The organism is Paenibacillus sp. S-38 (assembly GCF_049942825.1).
Classification (GTDB): Bacteria; Bacillota; Bacilli; order Paenibacillales; family NBRC-103111; genus Paenibacillus_G.
Genome location: NZ_CP187970.1, coordinates 4,564,556 through 4,587,106, shown reverse-complemented (window position 1 = coordinate 4,587,106; position 22,551 = coordinate 4,564,556). Strand labels below are relative to the sequence as shown.

19 protein-coding genes are annotated in these 22,551 nt (G+C 59.0%); 13 read left to right on the top strand and 6 right to left on the bottom strand.

The annotated features are described in order from the left end of the window. Positions 1–57: 57 nt before the first annotated feature. Positions 58–1,449, bottom strand: a complete 1,392-nt coding sequence (locus tag ACP26L_RS20340; protein WP_426445836.1) for an MFS transporter — start codon at positions 1,447–1,449, stop codon at positions 58–60. Positions 1,450–1,705: 256 nt separating this feature from the next. On the opposite strand from ACP26L_RS20340, the gene ACP26L_RS20335 reads away from it, so the two are divergent. From ACP26L_RS20335 to ACP26L_RS20310, 6 genes are all read left to right on the top strand, one after another. Then, complete coding sequence (locus ACP26L_RS20335) at positions 1,706–2,575, top strand: AraC family transcriptional regulator (protein ID WP_426455027.1); 870 nt, start codon at positions 1,706–1,708, stop codon at positions 2,573–2,575. Positions 2,576–3,022: 447 nt separating this feature from the next. Beyond that, positions 3,023–5,383, top strand: a complete 2,361-nt coding sequence (locus ACP26L_RS20330; protein WP_426455025.1) for an immune inhibitor A domain-containing protein — start codon at positions 3,023–3,025, stop codon at positions 5,381–5,383. 248 nt (positions 5,384–5,631) lie between these two features. Continuing rightward, positions 5,632–6,189 carry a glycosyltransferase gene (locus ACP26L_RS20325; protein WP_426445834.1) on the top strand — a complete coding sequence of 186 codons (558 nt, stop codon included), beginning with the start codon at positions 5,632–5,634 and terminating at the stop codon, positions 6,187–6,189. A 293-nt stretch (positions 6,190–6,482) separates the two neighbouring features. Then, positions 6,483–6,713, top strand: a complete 231-nt coding sequence (locus tag ACP26L_RS20320) for a hypothetical protein (RefSeq protein WP_426445832.1) — start codon at positions 6,483–6,485, stop codon at positions 6,711–6,713. Between the two features lie 275 nt (positions 6,714–6,988). Then, complete coding sequence (locus ACP26L_RS20315; protein WP_426445830.1) at positions 6,989–7,540, top strand: histidine phosphatase family protein; 552 nt, start codon at positions 6,989–6,991, stop codon at positions 7,538–7,540. Between the two features lie 565 nt (positions 7,541–8,105). Next, positions 8,106–9,269 carry a glycerate kinase gene (locus ACP26L_RS20310; RefSeq protein WP_426445829.1) on the top strand — a complete coding sequence of 388 codons (1,164 nt, stop codon included), beginning with the start codon at positions 8,106–8,108 and terminating at the stop codon, positions 9,267–9,269. On the opposite strand, the gene ACP26L_RS20305 is transcribed toward ACP26L_RS20310, so the two are convergent. From ACP26L_RS20305 to ACP26L_RS20285, 5 genes are all read right to left on the bottom strand, one after another. Further along, the gene (locus ACP26L_RS20305; RefSeq protein ID WP_426445827.1) at positions 9,266–9,847 is read right to left on the bottom strand and encodes a CBO0543 family protein; all 582 of its coding nucleotides are present in this window, start codon (positions 9,845–9,847) and stop codon (positions 9,266–9,268) included. The genes ACP26L_RS20310 and ACP26L_RS20305 overlap by 4 nt on opposite strands. Before the next feature lie 163 nt (positions 9,848–10,010). Continuing rightward, positions 10,011–10,121 (bottom strand): LPXTG cell wall anchor domain-containing protein, encoded by a 111-nt coding sequence (locus ACP26L_RS20300; RefSeq protein ID WP_426445825.1) that lies wholly within the window; start codon positions 10,119–10,121, stop codon positions 10,011–10,013. Between the two features lie 38 nt (positions 10,122–10,159). Continuing rightward, the gene (locus tag ACP26L_RS20295; RefSeq protein WP_426445823.1) at positions 10,160–10,378 is read right to left on the bottom strand and encodes a hypothetical protein; all 219 of its coding nucleotides are present in this window, start codon (positions 10,376–10,378) and stop codon (positions 10,160–10,162) included. A gap of 136 nt (positions 10,379–10,514) precedes the next feature. Further along, positions 10,515–11,951, bottom strand: coding sequence for a PLP-dependent aminotransferase family protein (locus ACP26L_RS20290; protein WP_426445821.1), 1,437 nt, complete (start codon positions 11,949–11,951; stop codon positions 10,515–10,517). Between the two features lie 18 nt (positions 11,952–11,969). After that, positions 11,970–13,034 (bottom strand): helix-turn-helix domain-containing protein, encoded by a 1,065-nt coding sequence (locus ACP26L_RS20285; RefSeq protein ID WP_426445820.1) that lies wholly within the window; start codon positions 13,032–13,034, stop codon positions 11,970–11,972. 66 nt (positions 13,035–13,100) lie between these two features. Here ACP26L_RS20285 and ACP26L_RS20280 point away from each other — a divergent pair, with 66 nt between their 5' ends. From ACP26L_RS20280 to ACP26L_RS20250, 7 genes are all read left to right on the top strand, one after another. After that, on the top strand, positions 13,101–14,129 hold the full coding sequence (locus ACP26L_RS20280) for a quercetin 2,3-dioxygenase (RefSeq protein WP_426445818.1): 1,029 nt from the start codon (positions 13,101–13,103) through the stop codon (positions 14,127–14,129). A gap of 13 nt (positions 14,130–14,142) precedes the next feature. Next, positions 14,143–15,519 carry an MFS transporter gene (locus ACP26L_RS20275; RefSeq protein WP_426445816.1) on the top strand — a complete coding sequence of 459 codons (1,377 nt, stop codon included), beginning with the start codon at positions 14,143–14,145 and terminating at the stop codon, positions 15,517–15,519. Between the two features lie 394 nt (positions 15,520–15,913). Next, positions 15,914–17,236 (top strand): pectate lyase family protein, encoded by a 1,323-nt coding sequence (locus ACP26L_RS20270; protein WP_426445814.1) that lies wholly within the window; start codon positions 15,914–15,916, stop codon positions 17,234–17,236. Positions 17,237–17,372: 136 nt separating this feature from the next. Continuing rightward, positions 17,373–18,356 (top strand): phosphotransferase enzyme family protein, encoded by a 984-nt coding sequence (locus tag ACP26L_RS20265; RefSeq protein WP_426445812.1) that lies wholly within the window; start codon positions 17,373–17,375, stop codon positions 18,354–18,356. 127 nt (positions 18,357–18,483) lie between these two features. Continuing rightward, positions 18,484–18,873, top strand: a complete 390-nt coding sequence (locus tag ACP26L_RS20260) for a VOC family protein (RefSeq protein WP_426445811.1) — start codon at positions 18,484–18,486, stop codon at positions 18,871–18,873. A gap of 422 nt (positions 18,874–19,295) precedes the next feature. Beyond that, the gene (locus tag ACP26L_RS20255; protein WP_426445810.1) at positions 19,296–21,005 is read left to right on the top strand and encodes a sensor histidine kinase; all 1,710 of its coding nucleotides are present in this window, start codon (positions 19,296–19,298) and stop codon (positions 21,003–21,005) included. Continuing rightward, the gene (locus ACP26L_RS20250; RefSeq protein ID WP_426445808.1) at positions 21,002–22,501 is read left to right on the top strand and encodes a response regulator transcription factor; all 1,500 of its coding nucleotides are present in this window, start codon (positions 21,002–21,004) and stop codon (positions 22,499–22,501) included. The genes ACP26L_RS20255 and ACP26L_RS20250 overlap by 4 nt, the downstream gene beginning before the upstream one ends. Positions 22,502–22,551 lie beyond the last annotated feature (50 nt).

The window sequence follows — 22,551 nt, the reverse complement described above, 5'->3', positions numbered from 1 at the left end:
TCCCCTCGTCCTGAGGGTGAACAGCCTTTTCGGTATGGGATGTATTGCCAGACATGCTTACCCGCGGGAGGCCAGCTCCCTGACGATCTCCGCGTGCTTCTTGTCCGTCAGCTTGTACAGCAGGCCGATGACCAGAATGGCGATGGAGAGAGCGACGGCCGGATAGAGCAGCAGCAGTCCCTTGATTCCAAGCAGTGTACCGGCCTTCTGGGCGGCATTCGGCACGTACCCGATGAGGCCGAGCCCGATGCCTGACAGGAAGCCCGACAGCGACTGGGCCAGCTTCCGGGAGAAGTTGAACAGGGCATACGTGGTGCCTTCCTTACGCTCCCCGGACTTCCACTCGCCGTAGTCGATGATGTCGGAGACCAGCGCCCAGGTGATGCCGTTCGGAATGGAGATCCCGATGAAGGCGATGCTGGCCAGGATTGTGAAGATGTACACATTTGACGGAACGAAGAAGTTGACGGTATCCGCCAGGATGCTCACAGCCAGACCGAAGATGGCGGTCTGTTTTTTGCCGAACCGCTTCACGAGCCGGGGCAGGGCCAGTACGCCGATGAAGGAAGAGCCGATGATGATGAAGTTCATATAGGCCATCAGTTTGACGTTCCCCAGGTTGTACTGGGCGAAGTAGATGAGCATGGCTGATTTGAGATTGTAAGCCGAGATGGTGAAGATGGTCATCAGGACGAGCACGAGCAGCGGCTTGTTCGCAACGAACGTCTTGATCACGGACTTGACCGTCAGCTTCTCCTTGGGCGCACCGGTGACGACGATGCGTTCCTTACAGTTGCGGTACGTGAAGTAGAACGAGAGCACGCCGATCACTGACATGACCGCCATCACGACCGGATAGCCTACTTTTTCGTTGGAGAATAAAAGGATGAGCGGCATGACAAGCACACTGGTGAAGAAGAGCGCCCCGAGCGAGCCGGCCTGCCGGAAGGAGGCCAGGGAGGTGCGGTCGCCCGCATCCTGGGTCATCGACGCCCCGAGCGAGCCGTACGGAATGTTCACGAACGAGTAGCCGATGCCCCAGATCATATAGGAGGCATAAGCGTAGGTCAGTTTGACTGCCGGGGAGGCATCCGGCGAGAGGAACGTCAGCACGGTCAGGATGGCCAGAATCATGCTGCCCCAGACCAGGAAGGGCCGGAATTTCCCGCGCGATCCGATGTTCTTCCTGTAGTCAATGGCGGAGCCGACGACCGGGTCGCATACGGCGGCGAACAGCTTGCTCGCCAGGAAGATGCCGCCGGCACTTGCGGCGGGGATGCCGGCCACATCCGTGAAGAACTTCAGCAGGTACAGCTGCCCGAGGTCAAACATGAACCCGTTGCCGAAATCGCCAAGGCCGTACGATATTTTCTCCTTCGTGCTCAGCTTCGCGCTCTTCCCTTCGGAGACCGCGTCCGTGCCAAGGCCTGTTTTTATGGCCAAACTCATTATCCATCACTCCTTATGTTGATCGCTTGCATGTCATCTATGCCCCTGATTATAGAGAAACCCGAAAGATGACGATAGTAAGGATCTTATGAAAAGTGTTTGTGATTTTATGGATTCATAGGGACCGAGGGAAGGACGTCCGCACAGCGTTGATCAAGATGGAAAAGCTTTGCTGCCCTGCAGTTCCGCGCACGGATTGTCGGGCAGACTCCCCCGGCTCCTGCTAAGATAACGGTAGGAGGTGGGAACAGTGGGAATGCTGGAGAGCATGAACGCAGCCATGAACTATATAGAAGAGCATCTGACGGAGCCGATCGACTATAAGCAGGTATCGCGCATTGCACTTTGCTCGGAATACCATTTTAAGCGGATGTTCTCCTTCCTGGCGGGGGTGCCGCTGTCGGAGTATGTCCGCCGCAGACGCCTGACCCTGGCGGCCTTTGATCTCCAGAACAGTGAGATGAAGGTCATCGATCTGGCGCTGAAATACGGGTACGGCTCACCGGATTCGTTCACAAGGGCATTCCAGTCCATGCACGGAGTTACGCCATCCGACGCCAGAGTCCAAGGCCGGCAGCTCAAAGCCTATCCCCGGATGACATTCCAGCTGACCATTAAAGGAGGAAATGAAATGAATTATCGTCTGGTGGACAAAGAAGGGTTTCGTATCGTGGGGATCAGCAAAAGAGTGCCGATCGTATTCCATGGGGTCAATCCCGAGATTGCTTCGATGTGGCAGAGTCTCGACGCGGAAACGATCGGGCTCCTCAAAGCGCTCTCGAACGTGGAGCCGGCGGGCTTGATCAGTGCGTCCGTGAACTTCTCGGAGGGACGGATGGAGGAGAAAGGGGAGCTGGACCATTATATCGGCGCCGCCACGACGAAGGACTGTCCTCCGGGCCTGACCGCGCTGGAGGTTCCTGCCTTAACCTGGGCGGTGTTCGAAGCCGTCGGCCCATTCCCGGGCGCGCTCCAGGAGGTTTGGGGACGAATCTATGCAGAGTGGTTTCCTTCATCAAGCTATGAGCAGGCCGAAGGACCGGAGATCCTGTGGAACGAACACAAGGATGTCAGCACGCCGAATTTCCGAAGCGAGATCTGGATTCCGGTCCGGAAAATCGGGTAAACATCGAAGACACAATCGGGTAAAGCAGGGAGTAAGAGTCAGGGGAAATTACATGATCGGGAATACGCAGGGATGCCGCTGTGAAAGTTCGCAGCGGCTTTTTGCTGCTGGCCCCTTTTACGGAACTGCTCTATTGAATTGGAACCGGGGGATGGGCTGGTCCAACGCGGAATGATAGATTCCTGGATTTAACAGAATTTTCGCCAATAAGCCAGCACTTAGATGAAAATTGAAGGCATCCCGCAGGATGAACGCCGATGAGATTGGCAAAAGATGACGAAAAATAGCCGGTTTCGAGGTAAAATTTGGTTCTACCTGCGCAGGACCAGAGGCACTTACTAGAATATTCAAACTATTATTTAATTTCAATATACCATTGGTTAAATGTTAGAAAGAGTTACATGCACCACAGCTTACATCCTGGGAGGTTATAAGTTGAAGAAGAAAATGAAAATGACCGGCATCATCTTATCCGCCTGCTTAACCGCAGGACTTCTCTCCACCTCCGCACTCGGTGCGGAAAGCACTACCGGCGGTCCGCTCCTCGATGCCCCTCCGGTCGACCCCCATATCGTCGATGAGGAGCGCCTGGCCAAAGGCCTGATGAACCGGGGACTGCTGAGCAGGAATGCGACACCCGGCCAAATCTCCAAAGCGGTACAATCGTACATAGCGGCAAAGAATAACAAAGCGTTGAAGTCCCAAGTCAAGACGGCCGACGGTCAGCATGGGGAAGAGATAGACCGCAAATCCAAGGATTGGATTGCGAAGCAAAAAGCGAAGCTGATGACGCACTTGAATAAAGGTCACGACAATTTTAAAAAAGGTAGTCCGAACGGCCTAAACGTTCCGGCAGCGAGGCCTGCACCTTACAACGGCTCCGTCCGGCAGGACAAAGTGCTTGTTCTCTTGACCGAATACTCGGACTTCAAGCACAACCAGGTCGTTCAAGAGCCCGGGTATATGTATTCGAAGGATTTCAGCAGGGAGCATTACCAGAAGCTGATGTTCGGGAAGACGGACTTTACCCTGTTCGACGGCTCCCAGATCCAGACCTTCAAGCAGTACTACGAAGAGCAGTCCGGTGGAAGCTACACGGTGGACGGCTATGTATCGGATTGGCTGACGGTTCCTGGCCGTGCCGCCGAATACGGCGACGATAACCCGGCCGGCGGCAATGACAACCAGAGCCCGCTGGGGCCGCGGGATCTGGTCAAGGATGCGCTGAAGGCGGCAGCTGCCAAAGGCGTCAACCTGGCGGAGTACGACCAGTTCGACTTGTATGACCTCGACGGGGACGGAGATCAGAACGAGCCGGACGGGCTGGTCGACCACCTGATGATCATCCACGCGGGCACCGGACAGGAAGCGGGCGGCGGTCAGCTGGGCGATAACGCGATCTGGTCGCACCGCTGGACGCTGAACGGCGTGTATCCGGTTCCCGGCACAACGGCAAAGGTCGATTACTGGGGGGGCCAGATGGCCGCCTATGACTATACGATCCAGCCGGAAGACGGGGCTGTCGGCGTCTTCGCCCATGAGTTCGGCCACGATCTCGGACTGCCGGACGAGTATGACACCCAGTACACCGGGCAGGGTGAGCCGGTGGCCTCCTGGTCGATCATGAGCGGCGGCAGCTGGAACGGGCGGATTGCCGGCACCGCGCCGAGCTCCTTCTCGCCCCAGAACAAAGAATTTTTCCAGAAAACCATGGGCGGCAACTGGGTGAATCTGGCAGAAGTCGATGCGGCGGAGATTACCAAAAACGGGATCGCAGCCGTCGTCGACCAGAGTGTGACGAAATCGAAGAATCCCGGCGTGGTGAAAGTGAATCTGCCGGACAAACCGGTGCAGGGGATCCAGCCGGCCTTCGGGAAGCAGTACTACTACAGCACGAAGGGCGATGACCTGCATACGACGCTCTCCACTCCCGAGTTTGATTTGACGGGAGCGAAGACCGCTTCCTTTGACTTCAAAACGCTGTATGAGGTGGAGTTCGAGTACGACAGCCTGACCGTGACGGCCGTAACCTATGACGGCAAAACAACCACACTCGATGTGATCGGCGACGATGACACGAACGGGGATGCCAAGGCGGAGACGACGAACGGCGCGTGGGTGGACAAGTCCTATGATTTGACTCCGTTTGCGGGCAGCAAGGTGAGCCTCCACTTCGACTATGTGACGGACGGCGGACTGGCGCTGAACGGGTTCGCACTGGACAATGCCGCTCTGACCGTGGACGGCAAGGTCGTCTTCTCGGATGACGCGGAAGGCACGCCGGCCTTGACCCTGGACGGCTTCTCGGTGACGAGCGGACTCGAATACAAGAAGCAGTATTACTATCTCGAATGGAGAAACTATGCCGGCGCGGACCGCTCCCTTGCTTACAGCCGGGGCGTGAAATACAATACCGGTCTTGTCGTCTGGTATGCGGATGACAGCTACCTGGACAACTGGGTAGGGAACCACCCGGGGCAGGGCTTCCTCGGGGTCGTCGACTCCCATCCGGAGGCTTTGATCTTCAAGAAGGACGGCGTGGACTCCGTCGAACAAACGACGCGCTACCAGGTGGCGGATGCGGCCTTCTCCATTGATAAGACGCCGGCTTGGTACATTGATAACGAAACCCGCGGCGAGTACAACTATAAGCCGCTGCCGGGCGTAACTGAATTCTCGGACAGCAAGAGCTATATCAACAGCCGGATTCCGGATGCCGGACGCCTTGTGCCGAACTTCGGATTGAAATTCAAGGTCATCGGGGAAGCGAAGGACAACTCGGCCGGACTCATTTGGATTCATAAATAATACCAAGCAGCAAACAGCGGTCTGTTCCCGGAAGGAGGGGGAGAGGCCGCTTTTTTCGTTGACTGTCCACCCATGCATGAAGCGGTCACCATTTTCCATACTAGTACAGGCAGCTCATTTTCATGCAAAAGGAGAAGAGAAAAGTGAAATCTCAGTTACATAAGGCATGCCTGCTGTGTGCGTCCCTGGCCGTTGCCGCTGCCGCAGCACCGCTTCCGGCGCGAGCGGATGCCCAGGAACAAGTACGTATGGAAAAACTGCTGCCTGGCCAGTCGAAGGTACAGCTTGCGTTCACGTTGCGAAAGCTGTGGATGGAGCATTTATTCTGGACTCGAACCTACATCGTGAGTGCGGTCGACGGGCTGGCGGACCGGGACAAAGTGCTGGCGAGACTGCTGAAGAATCAGCAGGACCTGGGGGATGCGATCAAACCCTACTATGGGGAGGCCGCCGGCAATAAACTGGCCGAGCTGCTGCGGGAGCATATATTGATCGCGGGCAAGATTGTGGAAGCTGCGAAGCAGGCGAATGGGGCGGAGCTGGACCGGCTGAATAAGGAATGGTACCGGAACGCGGATGACATCGCCCAATTCCTGAGCAGCGCGAATCCGCATTGGAAGAAAGCGGAGCTGAAGGCCATGATGGAGAGGCACCTGCAGCTTGTGGCGGATGCGCTCCAGGCCCGGTTGAAACAAGATTGGGATGCCGATATCCGGGCATTCGATCAAGGAGAGGCGCATCTCCTCCACCTGGCGGATACTCTGGCCCAAGGAATCATAAAGCAGTTTCCCAAAAAGTTTCAATAGTTAATGAGCGTAAACTTCAACACGAAAAGCTTCAACTTCAAAATCGTAAGCTTCCCCCGGTCCCTTGCCCGGGTGGAAGCTTTTTTCGTGAGCGGTCAATCTCTGCTGAACGCCCCCCTTCACGATGGGGCGGTTGGCACAGCGGCACACACACCCAGCTCGCGATTCTCTCTCACGGATTATATATATGAGAGCGGTTAGAGATAGAGCGGCGATCTGTAGAGCGCACCCTCACACTAACCTTTTTCGGAACGGCGCTCCAGCTGAGCCGGCTCCTCTCGGGCAATCTCTGGATGTGCATCGGTTATCATCTCGCATGGCTCGAGTCCGTCCGGTACATTGCTGTACCCGGGGACGGGGCCATCACGGAGGTGGAATATGCATCTCCGTTCGGCTATGATCTGGTCTACATCGGCACGATTGTTCTCAGCGTGCTCGTTCTCCTCTGGTGGTCGATCCGGCGAGAGAAGCCTCCGGTAGATTGGAAGGCCGGGGAACCGGAAGGCGGGCAGGTATCGGGTTAACCGGTTAGACTGCAAGGAAGAAGCGACAGGGACAGGCGGCAGGCGGACCGTGGGGCCGCTCTAAGCGCATACGCTTGCATTTATATCTCACCAAGGTTCAATTCCGTCATCTTATATTGCTTATTAACATGCACTGTTCTTCTAGATCGGCGAAGCCGCTTATCTTGACAGAAGAAGGGGACCTCTGCGAATATATACAAGAACATTATGACATTTTTTGGTGGGTCCATGATGAAACCATTCGATGGACAAAGAGAGAGAAAGAGTGAGCGGGCATGAAAATCGGTTTGGTCAGACATTTTAAGGTCAAGAGGGGGCTTCCCGCTAAAGGGTGGATGACGGGTGAGGAGCTCACCCGGTGGTTCATGGAATACGATCAATCGGATGTGGAGATCGGAGCAGTGGAGATGAACGGGATCGAGTGGCAGCGCTGCTATGCCAGCGATATGCCGCGGGCGCGGATTACCGCCCAGACCATCCATTCGGGGCCGATCCGCTATCTGGAAGGTCTTCGGGAGATCCCTTATCCGGCGTTCGAACGGATCTCAAGACGCAGGCTCCCGATCATCGGCTGGCTGTTGTGGATGCGGACCGCATGGATGCTGGATCATGAGGCATTCCGGGAAAGCAGGGCGGGAGTTCGGGCTAGAGCGGCCCGGGTGTTGGACGAGATTACAGCCGAAGGAGAGGGAGAGAACATTCTGCTGGTCGGCCATGCCGCGTTCATGCAGGAGCTCTCCCGTGAGCTGCGCCGCCGGGGCTTCAAGGGACCGGGATTCAGGCGTGCGGCGAACGGACAGCTGTATCTCTTCGAACGCCAAGGATAAAGGAGACGCAGGAGCAGGCCGGGTAACAACCGGCCGTGAGCAAGCGGGAGGCTCTCATAAGATGAAACGGCCAGGTCTGCGGAAAGGGCGGACTTGGTTTTTTTTGAATTATAAGAAATTATATCCCGCCAGGGCTCGATTCTGCTGGCACGGGAGCCGTCTATGAAAATAGCGGAAGCACGGTGCGTTATTCCCACTTCGCAATGGTACCCACCAGAAATAAAGGAACTCAGATTCGCTATCGTAGGGAGCGACGCGGTTTCCAGGCCCGTTTCCTTCGAATAAGGCATTTGAGTTCCGCTATGTTTCGGGAAATACCGGGAAATACTTCAATAAGATACCACACTTCCGCTATTTCAAAAACGAGCGTTGGGGCGCTCCAAGCAGGGAATAGATGAGACGGGGATGGGTAATCGGTTATCGGGTCATTGCGGGAACATTGGATTTAATCGATTCGTCCATTGTGTCAAGAAAGACGCTCTTGTCTTCATTATTCTACAAAGCAGGGGATCCGCTCCCTATTCTCGAAAGGTAAGAAGACAACCGAGTTGAGGAGGAGAAGCGCTTGCTTATTGTTGTAGCTCCGGATTCCTATAAGGGCAGCCTGAGCGCTGTCGATGCAGCGGAGGCGATGGCGAAGGGGATCCGTTCGGTGTTCCCTGAGGCCGGGATCGTGAAGATGCCGATCGCTGACGGGGGAGAAGGCACCGTACAGGCGCTCGTCGCAGCCACGGGCGGAACCCTCATGAATGAACAGGTCCCAGGCCCCTTAGGGGCTGAGGTCGACGCAGTTTGGGGTATTCTAGGGGACGGCACCACCGGTGTGATCGAGATGGCGGCGGCGTCCGGGCTGACCCTGATTGCTGCGGAGAGCCGGAATCCACTGATGACGACGACGTACGGAACCGGGCAGCTGATCCGGACGGCGCTCGATCACGGTCTGCGCAGACTGATCATCGGCCTTGGGGGCAGCGCGACCAACGACGGAGGAGCCGGGATGGCGCAGGCGCTTGGCGCAAGGCTCCTCACGGCGAGCGGGGAAGAGCTTCCGCCCGGAGGAGCGGCCTTGTCGGAGCTGCATGCGATAGACCTGTCGCATCTCGATCCCCGGCTTGCGGAGACCGAGATCCGGGCCGCCTGCGATGTCGATAATCCGCTGTGCGGACCCCGCGGGGCCTCTGCGGTCTTCGGTCCGCAGAAGGGGGCCGCGCCTGACATGGTGGACCGGCTGGATTTGGCGCTGCGGCACTACGCCGGCATCGCACGGGCGGCAACGGGACGCGATGCCGCCGAACATCCGGGCGCGGGAGCCGCAGGTGGGCTTGGAGCCGGCCTGCTCTATTTTACGAATGCCGAGCTGGTGCCCGGGATCCGACTTGTACTGGATGCCGTCAACTTCGCAGACACCGTGAAGCATGCCGATCTCGTCGTGACGGGGGAGGGCTTGACCGATTACCAGACCGCTTTCGGCAAAGCGCCGGCCGGTATAGCCGCGGCCGCAAGAGAGGCGGGTGTCCCGGTCGTTTGTCTGTCCGGGGGGCTCGGGCAGGGGGCGGATGACCTCCTGAACCACGGCATCGACGGCTTGATGAGTATCGTACCCAGACCGATGGACCTTCCGTCGTGCATCGCCGCAGCCGGAGAGTTGGTGGAGGCCGCCAGCGCACGCATGTGCCGGCTGATTGGGATCGGCACCAGACTGCAAGCCCGAGGAGGAAGCGGCAGCTAGGCCGTCCTGTGAATGACGGATCTCATCAGCCATCTGAAGATGGCGGTGAGCAGCATCGCTCCGAACATGACGAACAAATAGGCCAGGAAGAGATAAAAGAAATTCATCCATTCGTAGAGCATGAACAATCCGGCCAGCGAGAGGAGAGGCTTGATGACGAACGCGAAGATCGCACTGGTCGCCGTCAGGTACAGCAGCTTGGATTTGTGGCGGTGCACGGTCCACTGGTACACCAGCATATAAAACACCGGCACCAGAGAAGCATCGATCATGAGGCTCATCGGAAGAAAGGGGAGCACTTTGTAAGGATAATCCCAGAGCCCGCGGGTCACGCCTAAGTTATCCGTATAGAATGTAACGATATGGATACTGTATCCAAAGAACCCCATATGGAACGCCTTGCTTCGGTCGAGCATGTAATAGAGCAGAACCAAGGGGCCGATGAGCAGCACCACACAAGTCCAGAACTCCCAGGTCGTCGGGATGGAATAGTGAAGCCAATAATCCATGTGCTCCGCCGAGTACTGTTTTTTCAACTGTCTCAAGTGTTCGAAGGAGGCTTGTTGATCCGCCGTCATACCGACCATCCTTTTTTCATCAGATATGGTAAGTATTTACCAAAGGAGCCGCTTGAATTCAAAAGATTTGGCCGGAGCCCGCCCTGCCGGTGAGGACAGGCGGACATGCGGAAGAGCCGCGGAGGCAGTCCCTCCACGGCTCGGTTCAGGATGGATCCATGCTCTAGAACAGATCCTTATTTTTCTTATAGAACACCCATCCCGCCAAAAACATCAAGCCCATCAGCGTATGGACGCCGATCAGCATAAACCAGATTCCGAACGGTGTATACATTCAGCCTCATCCCTCAGCAGTCTGTCTTAAGTAGCCACTTACGAATTCGATTGGACGATATAAACGATCAAGGCCGCATAGCCGAGCAGGATGACGGCAATATAGATCCAGGTCAGCCGGGACCAATTCCCCTTCGTGCGCTGATCGTACTGCGGGTTGCCTTCCCGGTTCTTCTTGGACATGCCGACCAGCAGCGTAGCCACAACAGCGAAGAGCATGACCGTAGCGAATAAAATATAGTAGACGTACAGCTCCATTGTTCGATCCCCCGTCTGTTGATTCGTGTGTAGATTATGATTGATCCTGCCCTTACAAGAAAAACTATATCAAGAACATCCGCACGTGTAACCATCCATTCCGCCGCGAATTCCACCAGCCAAATTCAACAGTTGTTCACAAATGCAGGGCGCGAAGGGCCTGTGCGATGCCCTTAACCCCGTCCGCCACCGTACCCTCCGGTGGTCGCGCAAAACTGAGCCGCAGGAAGCCGGGTCCGGAGCCGTATACCGCTCCCGGGGTATAGATGACGCCCCGTTTGACCGATTCTTCGAGCAGCTTCAGGTCGTCGGCCGGCCGGACCAGGGAGCACCACAGATTCAGTCCGCCGCGGGCCGCCGTATACTGCACCTCACCGGACAGCTCCTCCTCCAGAGAACGGATCAGGAGCTCCTGCTTGCGGGCGAGGGCCTGCCGGAGGAAGACGAGATGCTCGGCGAGCATGCCGGTGCGCATGAACGCATTGGCGGTCCACTGCGGGAGGACGCTGAGGCCAAAGTCGATTTGCTGCCGGGCATCCGCAAGGCGCTGCACCACGCTGTTTGGGGCGATCAGCCAGCCGATCCGCAGCCCCGAGGCGGCGATCTTGGACAGGGAGCCGATGTAGAGCACCGTGCCGTGTTCATCGATGGATTTGAGGGAGGGAGGGGGCGTCCCCTCAAAATCCGTGAGACTGAACGGGTCGTCCTCGACAATCGGGATGCCGAGCTCCGCGGCCAGGTTCAACAGAGGCAGCCTTTTGTCCGGGTGAAGGGTCGTTCCCGTCGGGTTCTGGTAGTTCGGATTGAGGAAGACCATCTTGATCCGGTGCTTCCGGAACAGCGTCCCCACATCCTCCGGATCGATCCCATCCTCGTGAACAGGCAGGGGGAAGATCCGCAGGCCTGCCGATTGGAACATCGATAAGGAGCAGCAGTAGGAAGGGTCCTCTACCGCCACGGCATCCCCCGGAGCCAGCAGGCATTGAAGGATGAGGAACAGCGACTGCTGGGAGCCCGAGGTGATCAGCACCGAAGACTCTGTTGTATGTATGCCCAGTTCCTGCCGCATAAATCCTACAAGGGTTTCCCTTAGCGGGTAGTAGCCCTGAGGGTCGTCATAGCCGAGGTGCGCCTCAAACGGAACTTCCCTCATCAGGCGCTGGATCTGCTCATTCGGGAACAGGTCGGCCGACAGCTCCCCGCTCGCGAAGTTGATAACGGCGGGCCTCTCCTGCAGCACCTCCCGGATCCGCCGGAGATAAGGGAGGCTCTGCGCGAAGGTGCCGCCCTGGACATAATCCCGCCAATTCGGGGAGAGGCCCGGCCGGTGCTTCCAGACTCCCCTGCTGACCCTCGTGCCGCTGCCCACCGAGCTTTCCACGATCCCCTTGGAGCGCAGGTCCTCATAGGCCTGCACCACGGTGCTCCGGTTCACCCCCATCCGTTCGGCCAGCCTGCGTTCGGAAGGCAGGATGCTGCCGGGCGGATATTCCCCGAGATGGATGCTGCGCTCCACGTGCTCCGCGATTTGCTGATACATCGGTTTTTTGCTGCTTCGATCCGGTTTCCACATGTGTCTGTCCCCGTTTATCTACTGAAATGTATGCGGATGCTTTCCTTCCGGCGGAATCTCCGAGCTCATCCGGCGCAGCTCGTTAGGGGTCATCCCGCATCGCTGCTTGAAGAGCCGGTAAAAATGCTTCATGTCCTGCAGTCCCACTTCCTGCGCCACCGTCTGAATGCTCCAGTCCGTATCAAGGAGAAGATCGCAGCTCTTGCGGATCCGTACATCCTGCAGCATCTGCGTGTAAGTCCGGTCGGTCTCCGCCTTGAATTTGCGCTGAAAATGCCGTGCCGATATCCCGATGCTTCTGCAGAATTCCTCCACGGGCATCGGATTCTTGTAAGCCTGATGAATGTAGTCCACGGCAAACTGGATCGGATTGGCTGCGGTCCTTGGGGCTGTGGCGGCTGGCGTGGTCTGCCGGATGCGGGCCAGCATGTCCATCAAATAAATATAAAGCTTGTACCGGAACCCGGTCTGCTTCCAGCTCAGCTCGAGCTTCAGCGCATACATGAGCCTCGCGAACTCGCCCGCCTGTTCCTTCACCTTGATGCAGTCCGGGCAGCTGCGGAACAGGTCCGTGATCTCCGCCATATCCTCGAACACGAGATGGCCGGACAACCCTTGGGGAGGGACCAGCACCTCCTCCTGGAACAGGCAGTTCAGGATCTCAAGGCTCGAATTCCTTTGCGGCTGGAAGACATGCTCCCGGTCCTTCGGAATGAAGAGGAGATCGCCCTTCGCAACGGGGATGGCATCTCTTCCAGCTGCAAGCGTACCTGATCCTTCGGCGATATAGGCGATCTCGTGGAAGGGATGTGTATGCACATGGAAATGACGGTCGGCCTGCACGGGATGGAAGGAAATCGGGGTCCCGTCCGTAAACGCATGCTCTATGGGATAAGGCCGCAGGGTTGAGCCCATTCGTCTCCATTCCTCCTTTGATCTGGCCGTCTTCGGCTTTGTCGTCTTCGGCTTTGTCGTCTTCAGCTTTGTCATCTTCAGCTTTGTCGTCTTATAGTAACCAACTTTGGCGGACGGTGCAACCGGTCCCGTGTCGCAATCCCCTAATCGCCCGTCGTCCCAGACCATAGGTCGGACCGGGCTCCTTCAGGTAGACTGGGTGAGTACACCAACACCTGAGGAGGAAATGAAGGAATGACTGTCATCAGTACAAGATTGCCCCAAGAAATGAGACCTTATCTGCTGCGTTCCGGGGATGGCGAACGTTATGTCTTCGGAAGGCAGGTCGCTTCGGTGATGGCCAGCTCCCAAAGCACGGGAGGCGTATTCGAGATGGTGGTGCTCTCCGGATCCAAAGGAGAGGAATTCCCGCTGCACCGGCATGCCGGAAGCTATGAGTCCGTCATCGTGCTCGAAGGCAAGCTGGAATTCCTGCTGAACGGCACGTATCACCTGCTCACCGCAGGCGATTATGTCCACATCCCGCCGGGCACCCCGCATGCTTACCGGATGGCGGGACACCGCACGCGTCTGGCCTCTTACACGGTGCCGGGCAGCATCAGCCGGGTGTACTCGATTCTCGGCATCCCGTACGCTCCGGTGGAGCATCCCGTGAAGCCGGTCGGCGCCATTACCGGAGAGCTGCTGGAGCAGGCCTCCGCAGCTGCGGACATCGAGTTCCTCGCCGGTCCGATGCAGTGGGGCTCATCCGCCATGATAGAGGGCGGTGCTATCCCGGCGGAGGTCGCTCCCTATGTGCTTGAGAGCGGGGAAGGGGACCGGCTGCTGACGGCGGACCAGCTGCACAGCATCCTGGCGTCGCAGAAGAATACGGACGGCGGGTACATCTTCGTATCCTCCATCGGTCCGAAGGGCGACCCGATCGTCGAGCATTACCATGAGCACCACACGGAGACCTTCTTCTGCACGAAAGGGGAGATGACGATGTGGGCGAGCGGGGAGGAGATCCGGCTTCAGCCGGGCGACTTCCTGCACGTGCCGGCCGGCACCCTGCATTCATACCGCTTGGATGCGGACTACACCCAGGTCGTCGGCCTGCTCGTCTCCGGCCTGTTCGAGCCGTTCTTCCGCACGCTCGGCGACCCGTACGAGGATCATATCTTCCCGTCCGAGCCGGGCCCGCTCCGCATGGACCGCGTGCTGAGCATCATCCACGAACTGGATCTCAAGGTAGTGGCGAAGTCTCCACTGGACCGCAAGTAAAGGAAGGAACCCCATGGAAAGCAGCCATCATAGACCCGACTCTTTCAGAATCATTTGGACCCTTGCTTTCGCCATGGTCATCTCGGTGATGAACTCCACCATGTTCAACGTAGCGCTTCCCGTGCTCCGCAAGGAATTCGGCTTGACCTCCTCCGAGGTCAGCTGGGTCGTCACCGCCTACATTATCGTCTATGCCGTCGGATCGGTCACTTACGGCAAGCTGGCGGACAGGTTCCCGCTCAAGAACCTGATCACCGCGGGGCTGGTCCTCTTCGCGGCAGGCTCCCTGCTCGGGCTCTTCTCCACGAGCTACTGGATGATCATTGCCGGCCGCATCCTGCAGTCGATGGGAGCCTCGGTGATCCCGGCCTCCTCCATGCTCATTCCCATGCGGTATATCCCGGGCGAGAAGCGCGGGCGTGCGCTCGGCATCACCTCGGCCGGCATGGCGCTTGGGACGGCAATCGGACCGATCATCGCCGGCTTCATCATCGGGCTGGTCAGCTGGCGCTTCCTGTTCCTGATCTCGCTGCTCGTGCTGGTGTCGCTTCCGCTCTTCCGCAGGCATCTGCCGGAGGAGAAGAGCCAGCCGGGCCGGACGGATCTGGCGGGAGGCCTGCTGTTAGCCGCGGGCATCGCGCTGCTGCTTCTCTCGATTACCCAGCAGAGCTGGATGCTCTGCGGACTGACCGTGGTGGTGTTCGCCTTGTTCTATCTCCGCATTCACCGGGCGGGCGATCCGTTCGTCGCTCCCGGCATCTTCCGGAATAAGAAGTACACGGCCGGCTTGATCATCGGATGCATGATCCTCACGCTCAATCTGTGCGTACCGTACCTCGTTCCGCAGATGCTCAGCTCCGTGAACGGCCTGTCCTCCATGGAGACGGGGCTGGTCATGTTCCCGGGTGCGCTGCTGGCCGCGCTGCTCGGCCTGGTCGGAGGCCGGATCGCCGACTCGAAGGGGAACCGGTTCCTGGTGGCCTGCGCGCTGCTACTCCAAGCGGCGTCCTATCTGCTGTTCTCCACCTTCACCGGTACTTCGACGATGCTTGTCGCGGGGCTGCTCATCCTGACCAACACCGGGCTGACCTTCGCGCAGATCGGGATGGCGGGAACGGTGTCCCGGACGCTCACCAGCCGGCAGACCGGGGTAGGCATGGGCATCTACATGATGGCCAGCTTCATCACCGGAGCCATCGGCACGACCCTGATCGGGGCGGTGCTCGACAGCGGCGGATCGTCCGCCTCGCTGAACCCGGTGTATCAGGGACAAGGAGGCGGTGCCTTCAGCAGTGTCTTCCTGATCTTCGCCGTCTGGATCATCGGCGTTGTCGCCCTTTACTTTACGGTCTTCCGCCAGAGCAGGGAGACCGCCGTCCAGACAAGCTAGCCGCTAGGCGGACGGCAGGATGATCCGGATAATCACTCTTTTGGATTAGCTGGCGGGAGACATCCGAAGATCAGCTTGGTTTTGCAGAGCATATCGTACGAAAGAAAGCCGTATCCGCCTTCAGGGATGCGGCTTTTTTGCCGTATTAGCGGGCGCAGTACGGCAGGCTGGAATGCGGGGAGGCCGAAGTTGAAAATGAGTTATTGCTGTAATTTGCCAATTCAGGTATAAGAAAGAAGCGCCAATGGGGCCGATGATGTTCCGCCGTAACGGGCAGCCCCAACGAGCAGCCGTAACGGCGCGCCGATACTCCGGAAGAACCATCCGGAGAGAGGAGGGGAGCGGAAGAGAGCGGAAGCAGCGATGATTCTAATGAAAAGAAGGAGGAATCCCAATGATTGCATCGTTCAAAAAAGGCATGTCCCGTAAGCTCGGCACCTCGATTCTCAGCTTTGCCCTGCTGCTGACGGCAGCGACCGCAGCACCGTCCGCCCTGCTGCCCGCGGCAGCGGCGGCCTCTGTGTTTCCCGGCGCTGAAGGCTATGGGGTGGATACGCCGGCAGGACGCGGAGGGACGATCATCAAGGTCACGAACCTGAACGCCGACGGGGCGGGCTCCCTCAAGGCGGCTCTGGCTGCCAAAGGCCCCCGTATTATTGTGTTCGAGGTCGGAGGCGTCATTGATCTTGGCCGGCAGACGCTTGTCGTGTCCGAGCCCTATGTCACGATTGCCGGACAGACAGCGCCTTCCCCGGGGATCACGCTGATCCGGGGCGGGATGCAGATCAAGACGCACGATGTGCTGATGAAGCACATCCGGTTCCGGATGGGCGATGCCGGTGCGGCCAAGGGCAGCGGCTACGAGCCCGACGTATCGACGTACGGTGCCAATGCGTACAACATTGTCGTCGATCATTGTTCGTTCGCCTGGGGAGTCGACGAGACGCTGTCGGCTTCCGGTGCCCGGTTCGACGGACCGAACGGCACCTCCCGGAAGCTGACCTTCAGCAACAATATCATCGCCGAAGGCCTGCATGACTCCGTACACGAGAAGGGACCGCACTCCATGGGCACCCTGATCCATGATTATGTGACGGATGCGGCGGTCGTCGGCAACCTCTTCGCCCATAACTATGAGCGCAATCCATGGTTCAAGGGCTTCGCCACCGGGGTGATCGTCAACAACGTCATTCACAATCCCGGCAAATGGGCGATGCGGCTCGGCTATGTCCCTGGAGAGTGGACCTCGTCCACCATTACACCGCAGGGGCCTAAGGTCAGTATCGTGGGGAACTACATGAGGCATGGGGCGGATACGATCGCAGGCCTTGGACTTGTCGGCACGAATTCGAACAGCGGCGAAGCTTATATGGCGGACAACAAAGCGGTGGACCGCTCGGGACAGGCGGTGCCGCAGACGTTCGGCGGTGTGAAGCTGCTCAGCAGCAAGCCGTCCTGGCCGTCCTCCGGCCTGACGGTCCGTCCGTCGAGCGAGGTGCTGGCGCATGTGACGCAGCATGCGGGAGCCCGGCCGAAGGACCGGGACGCGGTGGACAAGCGGATCGTGTCCGATACGCTGAACGGCACGGGCCGCATCCTGAACAGCCAGAACGAGGTCGGCGGCTATCCGGCCGCCACAGCGGTCACGCGGAAGCTGACGGTCCCGGCGACCGGGATCGACGAGTGGCTGCACCAGTTCTCGGTGGAGCTGGAATAGGCTAGGAAGCGATCCGGAGCCTGACAGGGAAGATGCCTGTCAGGCTTTTTTAATTGGACCCAAAGTCTCCCTGTAAGCACGCCTTACGAAAGCGTAAGATCGAGAGGAGGAATACCAAAGTGAAGGAGGAATGCCTATGCTCCCATTAAAGTACCTGTTCCACAATGAAGACCTGGCCCGGATGCTCCTGGAGCATTGGAAGTATGACCCGGAATCCCTGGTGATGTTCAAGCACTACCGGATCTCCTCGAATGCGATTTACCCGTTCAAGTGCGAGGGGAAGACGCAATTGCTTCGGTTTGCTCCTGCGGTGGAGAAGAAGAAGGAGCAGATCTCGGCGGAGCTGGAGTTCATCGCTTATCTCCGGGAGAACGGGTATGAAGCCCTGGAGCCCGCACCTTCTCGGGAGGGCGAGGTATGGATCGAAGCGGAGACGCCTTGGGGCGGATACTACGCCTCCGTATTTCACCGGGTGCCGGGTGCGCCGATACACCGATCGAACTTCAGTGATGCGGTGATCGCCGCGCATGGGAAATCGCTCGGGAAGCTCCATCGGCTGTCGTATCGTTACACGCCATCAGGAACCCCAAGATGGTCCTGCTTCGATGTGCTGGACTGGGTGCAGGCGCTCCTGTCGAAGTTTCCATCGGAAGAAGCGGCTGTAGGGGAAGCCGCCAGGCTGAAGGAGTACTTTTACGGGCTGCCCGATACCGGCTGCCATTACGGCCTGATCCACTATGATTTTGAGTACGATAATGTGTTCTTCGACGAAGCCTCCGGTGTGTGCCATGCCATTGATTTTGACGACGCCATGTATCACTGGTATGTCATGGACATCGAACAAGCGCTCCACAGCCTGCGGGACTATATCCGGCCCGAGTGCATCTGCCGGAAAAAGGAGATGTTCATCCAGGGGTACCTATCGGAAAATGAGCTTCCCGAGGAGTGGGAGTCCATCCTGCCGGCCTGCAGGCGGTTCGCCGATCTCTACAGTTATGCACGCGTGCTCCGGGCGAGTAACGAGCAGTGGAAGCATGAACCTGAGTGGCTGCTCAAGGTAAGAGCCCAACTGTCCAAGGTCCTTGAGGAGCGTTCCGCCGACTTCGGGAAAGAGCTCTAGGTCACGCATGATGTTCCCGCGGTTGTGTCAGCTGAATAGTACAAAAGGCCGTATACACAGGAATGCCGCCGTGTTCCTTCCCGTGAGGGAAGACGTGAAGCGAGCGAATCAGGAGGATGAGGAAACCATGGAGAAAGTCAAAGCGAGAATTGAACATTCACTGACCGTGCTGCTGGTATCCGATCTGCAGCGGTCCATGAAGTATTATGAAGAAGCCCTCGGGTGCGAAGTCAATGAGCACTGGGCGGTCCGGGATGAGTTTGGGCCCGGCTTCAATCTGATTCAGGCGGCGGACCCGGGGGACGTCAGACCGAACAAGGGTACATGGAATACATACGCATACGTGAAGGCCCACGAGGAACTGGATCTGCTGTCCGAGGAGTTCCAAGCGAATGGCGCATACATCGCCACCGGGCCTAACGTGACCGAGCATGAGTGGGGAGCATGGAAGGATTTTGCGGTGCAGGATCCGGACGGCTATCTCATTGGGTTCGGTTCGGGGAGCAGGAACGGGTAAACGCATCGAAGGGGAACGGGAGAAGGACAAACGGGAAGCAGCTTCCCAGGACAATCTGACATCAACCCCATAGGGCTGCCGGTAACCACCGGCGGTCTTGTTGGCGTTTGAGGCGGACACGTGCCTATCTCAGCATAACAGCATACGTCGGACCGGCTTACAGCAATCTGGCGGTGAGCGAGAATGATTTTCTCCTTGTGACCATTTTTGCTCGATTTTGCCGCACAGACCGGGGTATCATAGAGCAGGGCAGGTGGGGGCCGAAGCCACTGTCCCATCGGGGGGACTTCGTTTCTTTATCGGCATTATTACGGTACCGAACAAACGCAATGAGGAGAAAGGAGCGGTTTATGAGCAGCACGGTACGCAGCAAATCCACAGTATACCGATACTTGCAAGGGCTTACATTGAAAAGGCGGATCATGATCCTTTTTCTGGGCAGCTCCCTGATTCCCTTCCTCAGCATAGGGGCGATCTCTTACTCTACCATCTATTCCATGCTGCAGAACAAGATTCAATCCGGGATTGTCAGCAATCTGAAGGGCGTGGAGCAGTCGCTCGAGAACACGCTGACCAACCTGAACCATGTCTCCCAGCAGCTGGCCTTTGACGGGTCGGTGGGACGGAAGCTGGATCTGCTGCTTGCGGCGAAGGAGCCCTATGAGCGCTCCAGGCTGACGGAAGAAGTGAGGAACGAGCTCAGCCTCATCACCTTTACGAATCCGAACATCGGACTGACGCTCTATTATTTTCAAAAAGAGGGTACGACGCTCTTCGAGAACATGGGCGTGAAGGACGGCTTTGCCCCGGAGAAAGCCCCGCTGCTCGGGCACTACAACGGGATCTCCTACTACGGCCCGCATCCCAGCAGCAACCGGTTCGTCAACCAGATCGTGCTTTCTGCGCTGCGCCGGGTGGAGCTGCCCGAACGGCAGGATGTGTACGTCTACATCGAATCGGGCTTCCGGCTGACGAGCGGGATTCTGACCGGGGACGGCTTCGGGGGGAAGGTGGCGCACCTCATCCTCGATCATGACGGCCGGGTCGCTTACAGCCACCTTCCGTCTGTGTTTCCGGTCGATTCAGTGTTTCCGGGCTTCACCATGGACGGGACGTCAGGCGAGCATGCGGGCCACTATTGGTTCCGGGAGAAGAGCAGCCAGGGCTGGAGCGTGCTGTCGGTCATTCCCGCGGCGGATTACAACCGGGAGATGAACCGATGGTGGACCCAGGTGCTGCTCAGCTCCCTGGTGTTCCTGGCGATCTCGCTCCTGCTCGGATGGCTCCTGTGGAAAATGGTGTACAAGCCGCTCGGCACCTTTCACGGGGAGATCGAGAGCATGGAGCAGCAGAGCGGGCAGGGGCAGACCGAGGCGGAAACGGCCGCCTCGCTGGCTCCGGCGACTCACATTCCGGAGTTCGACGATCTCCTGGAGCGGTTCCGGGGGATGCGCGGCCAGATCTGGACCCTGTTCGCGGAGGTGGAACAGAAGGAGAAGCGGCGTGCGGATCTCGAGGTCGAGAAGCTGCTGTACCAGATCAACCCGCATTTTCTCATGAACACGCTGGATACGGTGCACTGGCTGGCCGTCCTGCACGGACAGGGGGAGATTGACCGGCTGGTGCAGTCGCTCAATAAGCTCCTCTATTATAACCTCGGAAAGCTCGGCCAGCAGTCGACGATCCGCGAAGAACTGGATGCGCTGCAGCAGTACTTGACCCTGCAGGAGATCCGGTACGACTTCAAGTTCCTAGTCCGCATCGAAGCGGATGAACGGGTGCTCGGCACCCCGATCCCGCGGTTCCTGCTGCAGCCGCTCGTCGAGAATGCGCTCTACCACGGTTTGGACGACAAGGGGCGTATTGAGGTCGATGTGCGGCAGGAAGGAGACGCCGTGCAGATTGCCGTGCAGGATAATGGTGCGGGCATGAGCGAGGAAGCGGTCCGACGGCTGCTGGAGGAACGCCCGCCCGAGGAGAGGCGTGTGGGGATGGGCATAGGGATGAACTATGTCAAACGGATGATGGAGATCCATTACGGCGAGGGGGCCGGGCTCGCGATCCGGAGTGCTGCGGGTGAGGGCACCCGGATTGAGCTGAGGCTGCCGCTGACAGGGGAGGACAACACATGATAAGAGTGCTGGTTGTGGACGATGACAAACTGGTGCGCAAGGGGCTGATTGCCGCCATGCCGTGGCAGGAGTGCGGGATGGAGGTCGCCGGGGAAGCCGCGAACGGAATGAAGGCGCTGGAATTCTTGGAAGCGCATCCGGTCGATCTCGTTCTGACCGATCTGGCCATGCCGGTGATGACAGGGATCGAGCTGATCCGCGAGGTACGGCGCAGAGGCCTTCCCGTACATATGGCCGTGCTGACGCTGCACCAGGACTTTGAGTATATCCAGGAAGCGCTGCGCCTCGGGGCGATCGATTACATCGCGAAGGTGCAGCTCGAGACCGAACGCTTCGAGGAGGTGCTCGGGCGGATCGCCGCGCGGATTCGCGAGGTGCAGGCAGGGCAGCCGGCGGGCGAACCGGACGCAGGCAGGGGAGAAGGCCAGGGGGCGGACTGCGGCGCCGCCTTCCTGACACTGCTTCCCGACGCGGACGCGGCATGGCTGCCGGGGCTGCTCGCCGGCGCCGGGGAGGCGCCTGATGCGCCGCAGCTGCAGGAGCTCGAGCGCGGCCTGTGGCTGTGGCAGCCGGCCGCCGGGGCCGATGCCGAAGCGGAGGCTGCGCTGGCCCGTGTGGCGGAGCAGTGGCGGCGGCAGCGGCCTGCGCCCGGCTGGGCGCTGCTCGAGCTGGCCGGGCTGCGGCTGAGCGGCCCGGGCGAGGTGCAGCGTGCCCTGCGCGAGTACAAGGACCACTGCCTGTTCCGCGACATGCGGCAGGACGGGCGGCTGCCGGGTCCCTTCTGCCCGGCGGAGTGGGCGGCCCGCGGGATGGAGTCGGCGGGGGAGCCGGAGACACCGGCGGGCGGCGTGTCCGCCGGGCGGCCGGCCGAGCCGTGGCTCTCGCCCGAGTGGATCCACAGCACAGCCCGGTACGCGGAGCTCAAGCAGCGGCTGGCGGCCTCCCGGATGGCCCCGGCGGCGCTGTATGCCCTGCTTTACACGCTGGCCGGCTCCTGGGGCCGGTTCTACCGCGAGGTCGCCGGACTCGACATCCGGCCGCCCGCTGGCATGGTATACCGGTACGAGGCCATGCAGTGGCTGGATGAGATCCGTGCCGAAGTGCGGCAGGCGATGGACCGCTCCGCGCATTCGGAGGAGGTCGTGGAAGCCGTGATGAAGAGCGTCCACTTCATCCATGAAGAGCTGGGCGGGGAGATGACAGCACAGGAGGCCGCCCGGCGGGTGCATATGAGCCGCAGCCATTTCAGCGAATGCTTCAAGGCGATCGTCGGCTGCACCTTCAATGAATACTTGAGGAAGGCGCGGATGGCTAAGGCGGAGGAATACCTGATCCACACGGATAAGCCGGTACAGTGGATCGCCGAGAAGACCGGATACCTCGACGAAAAGTATTTTCGCCGGACCTTCCGCGAGGTGACCGGCCTGCTGCCGAGCGAATACCGGCAGGCGAGAAGGCAGGGGGGAGCCGTGTCGGCGGACGGGGGGGACAAATGACGGTACGTGCGGGCGTGAGCGGAAGATACGGTGCGCGAGGCTGCTCCGAA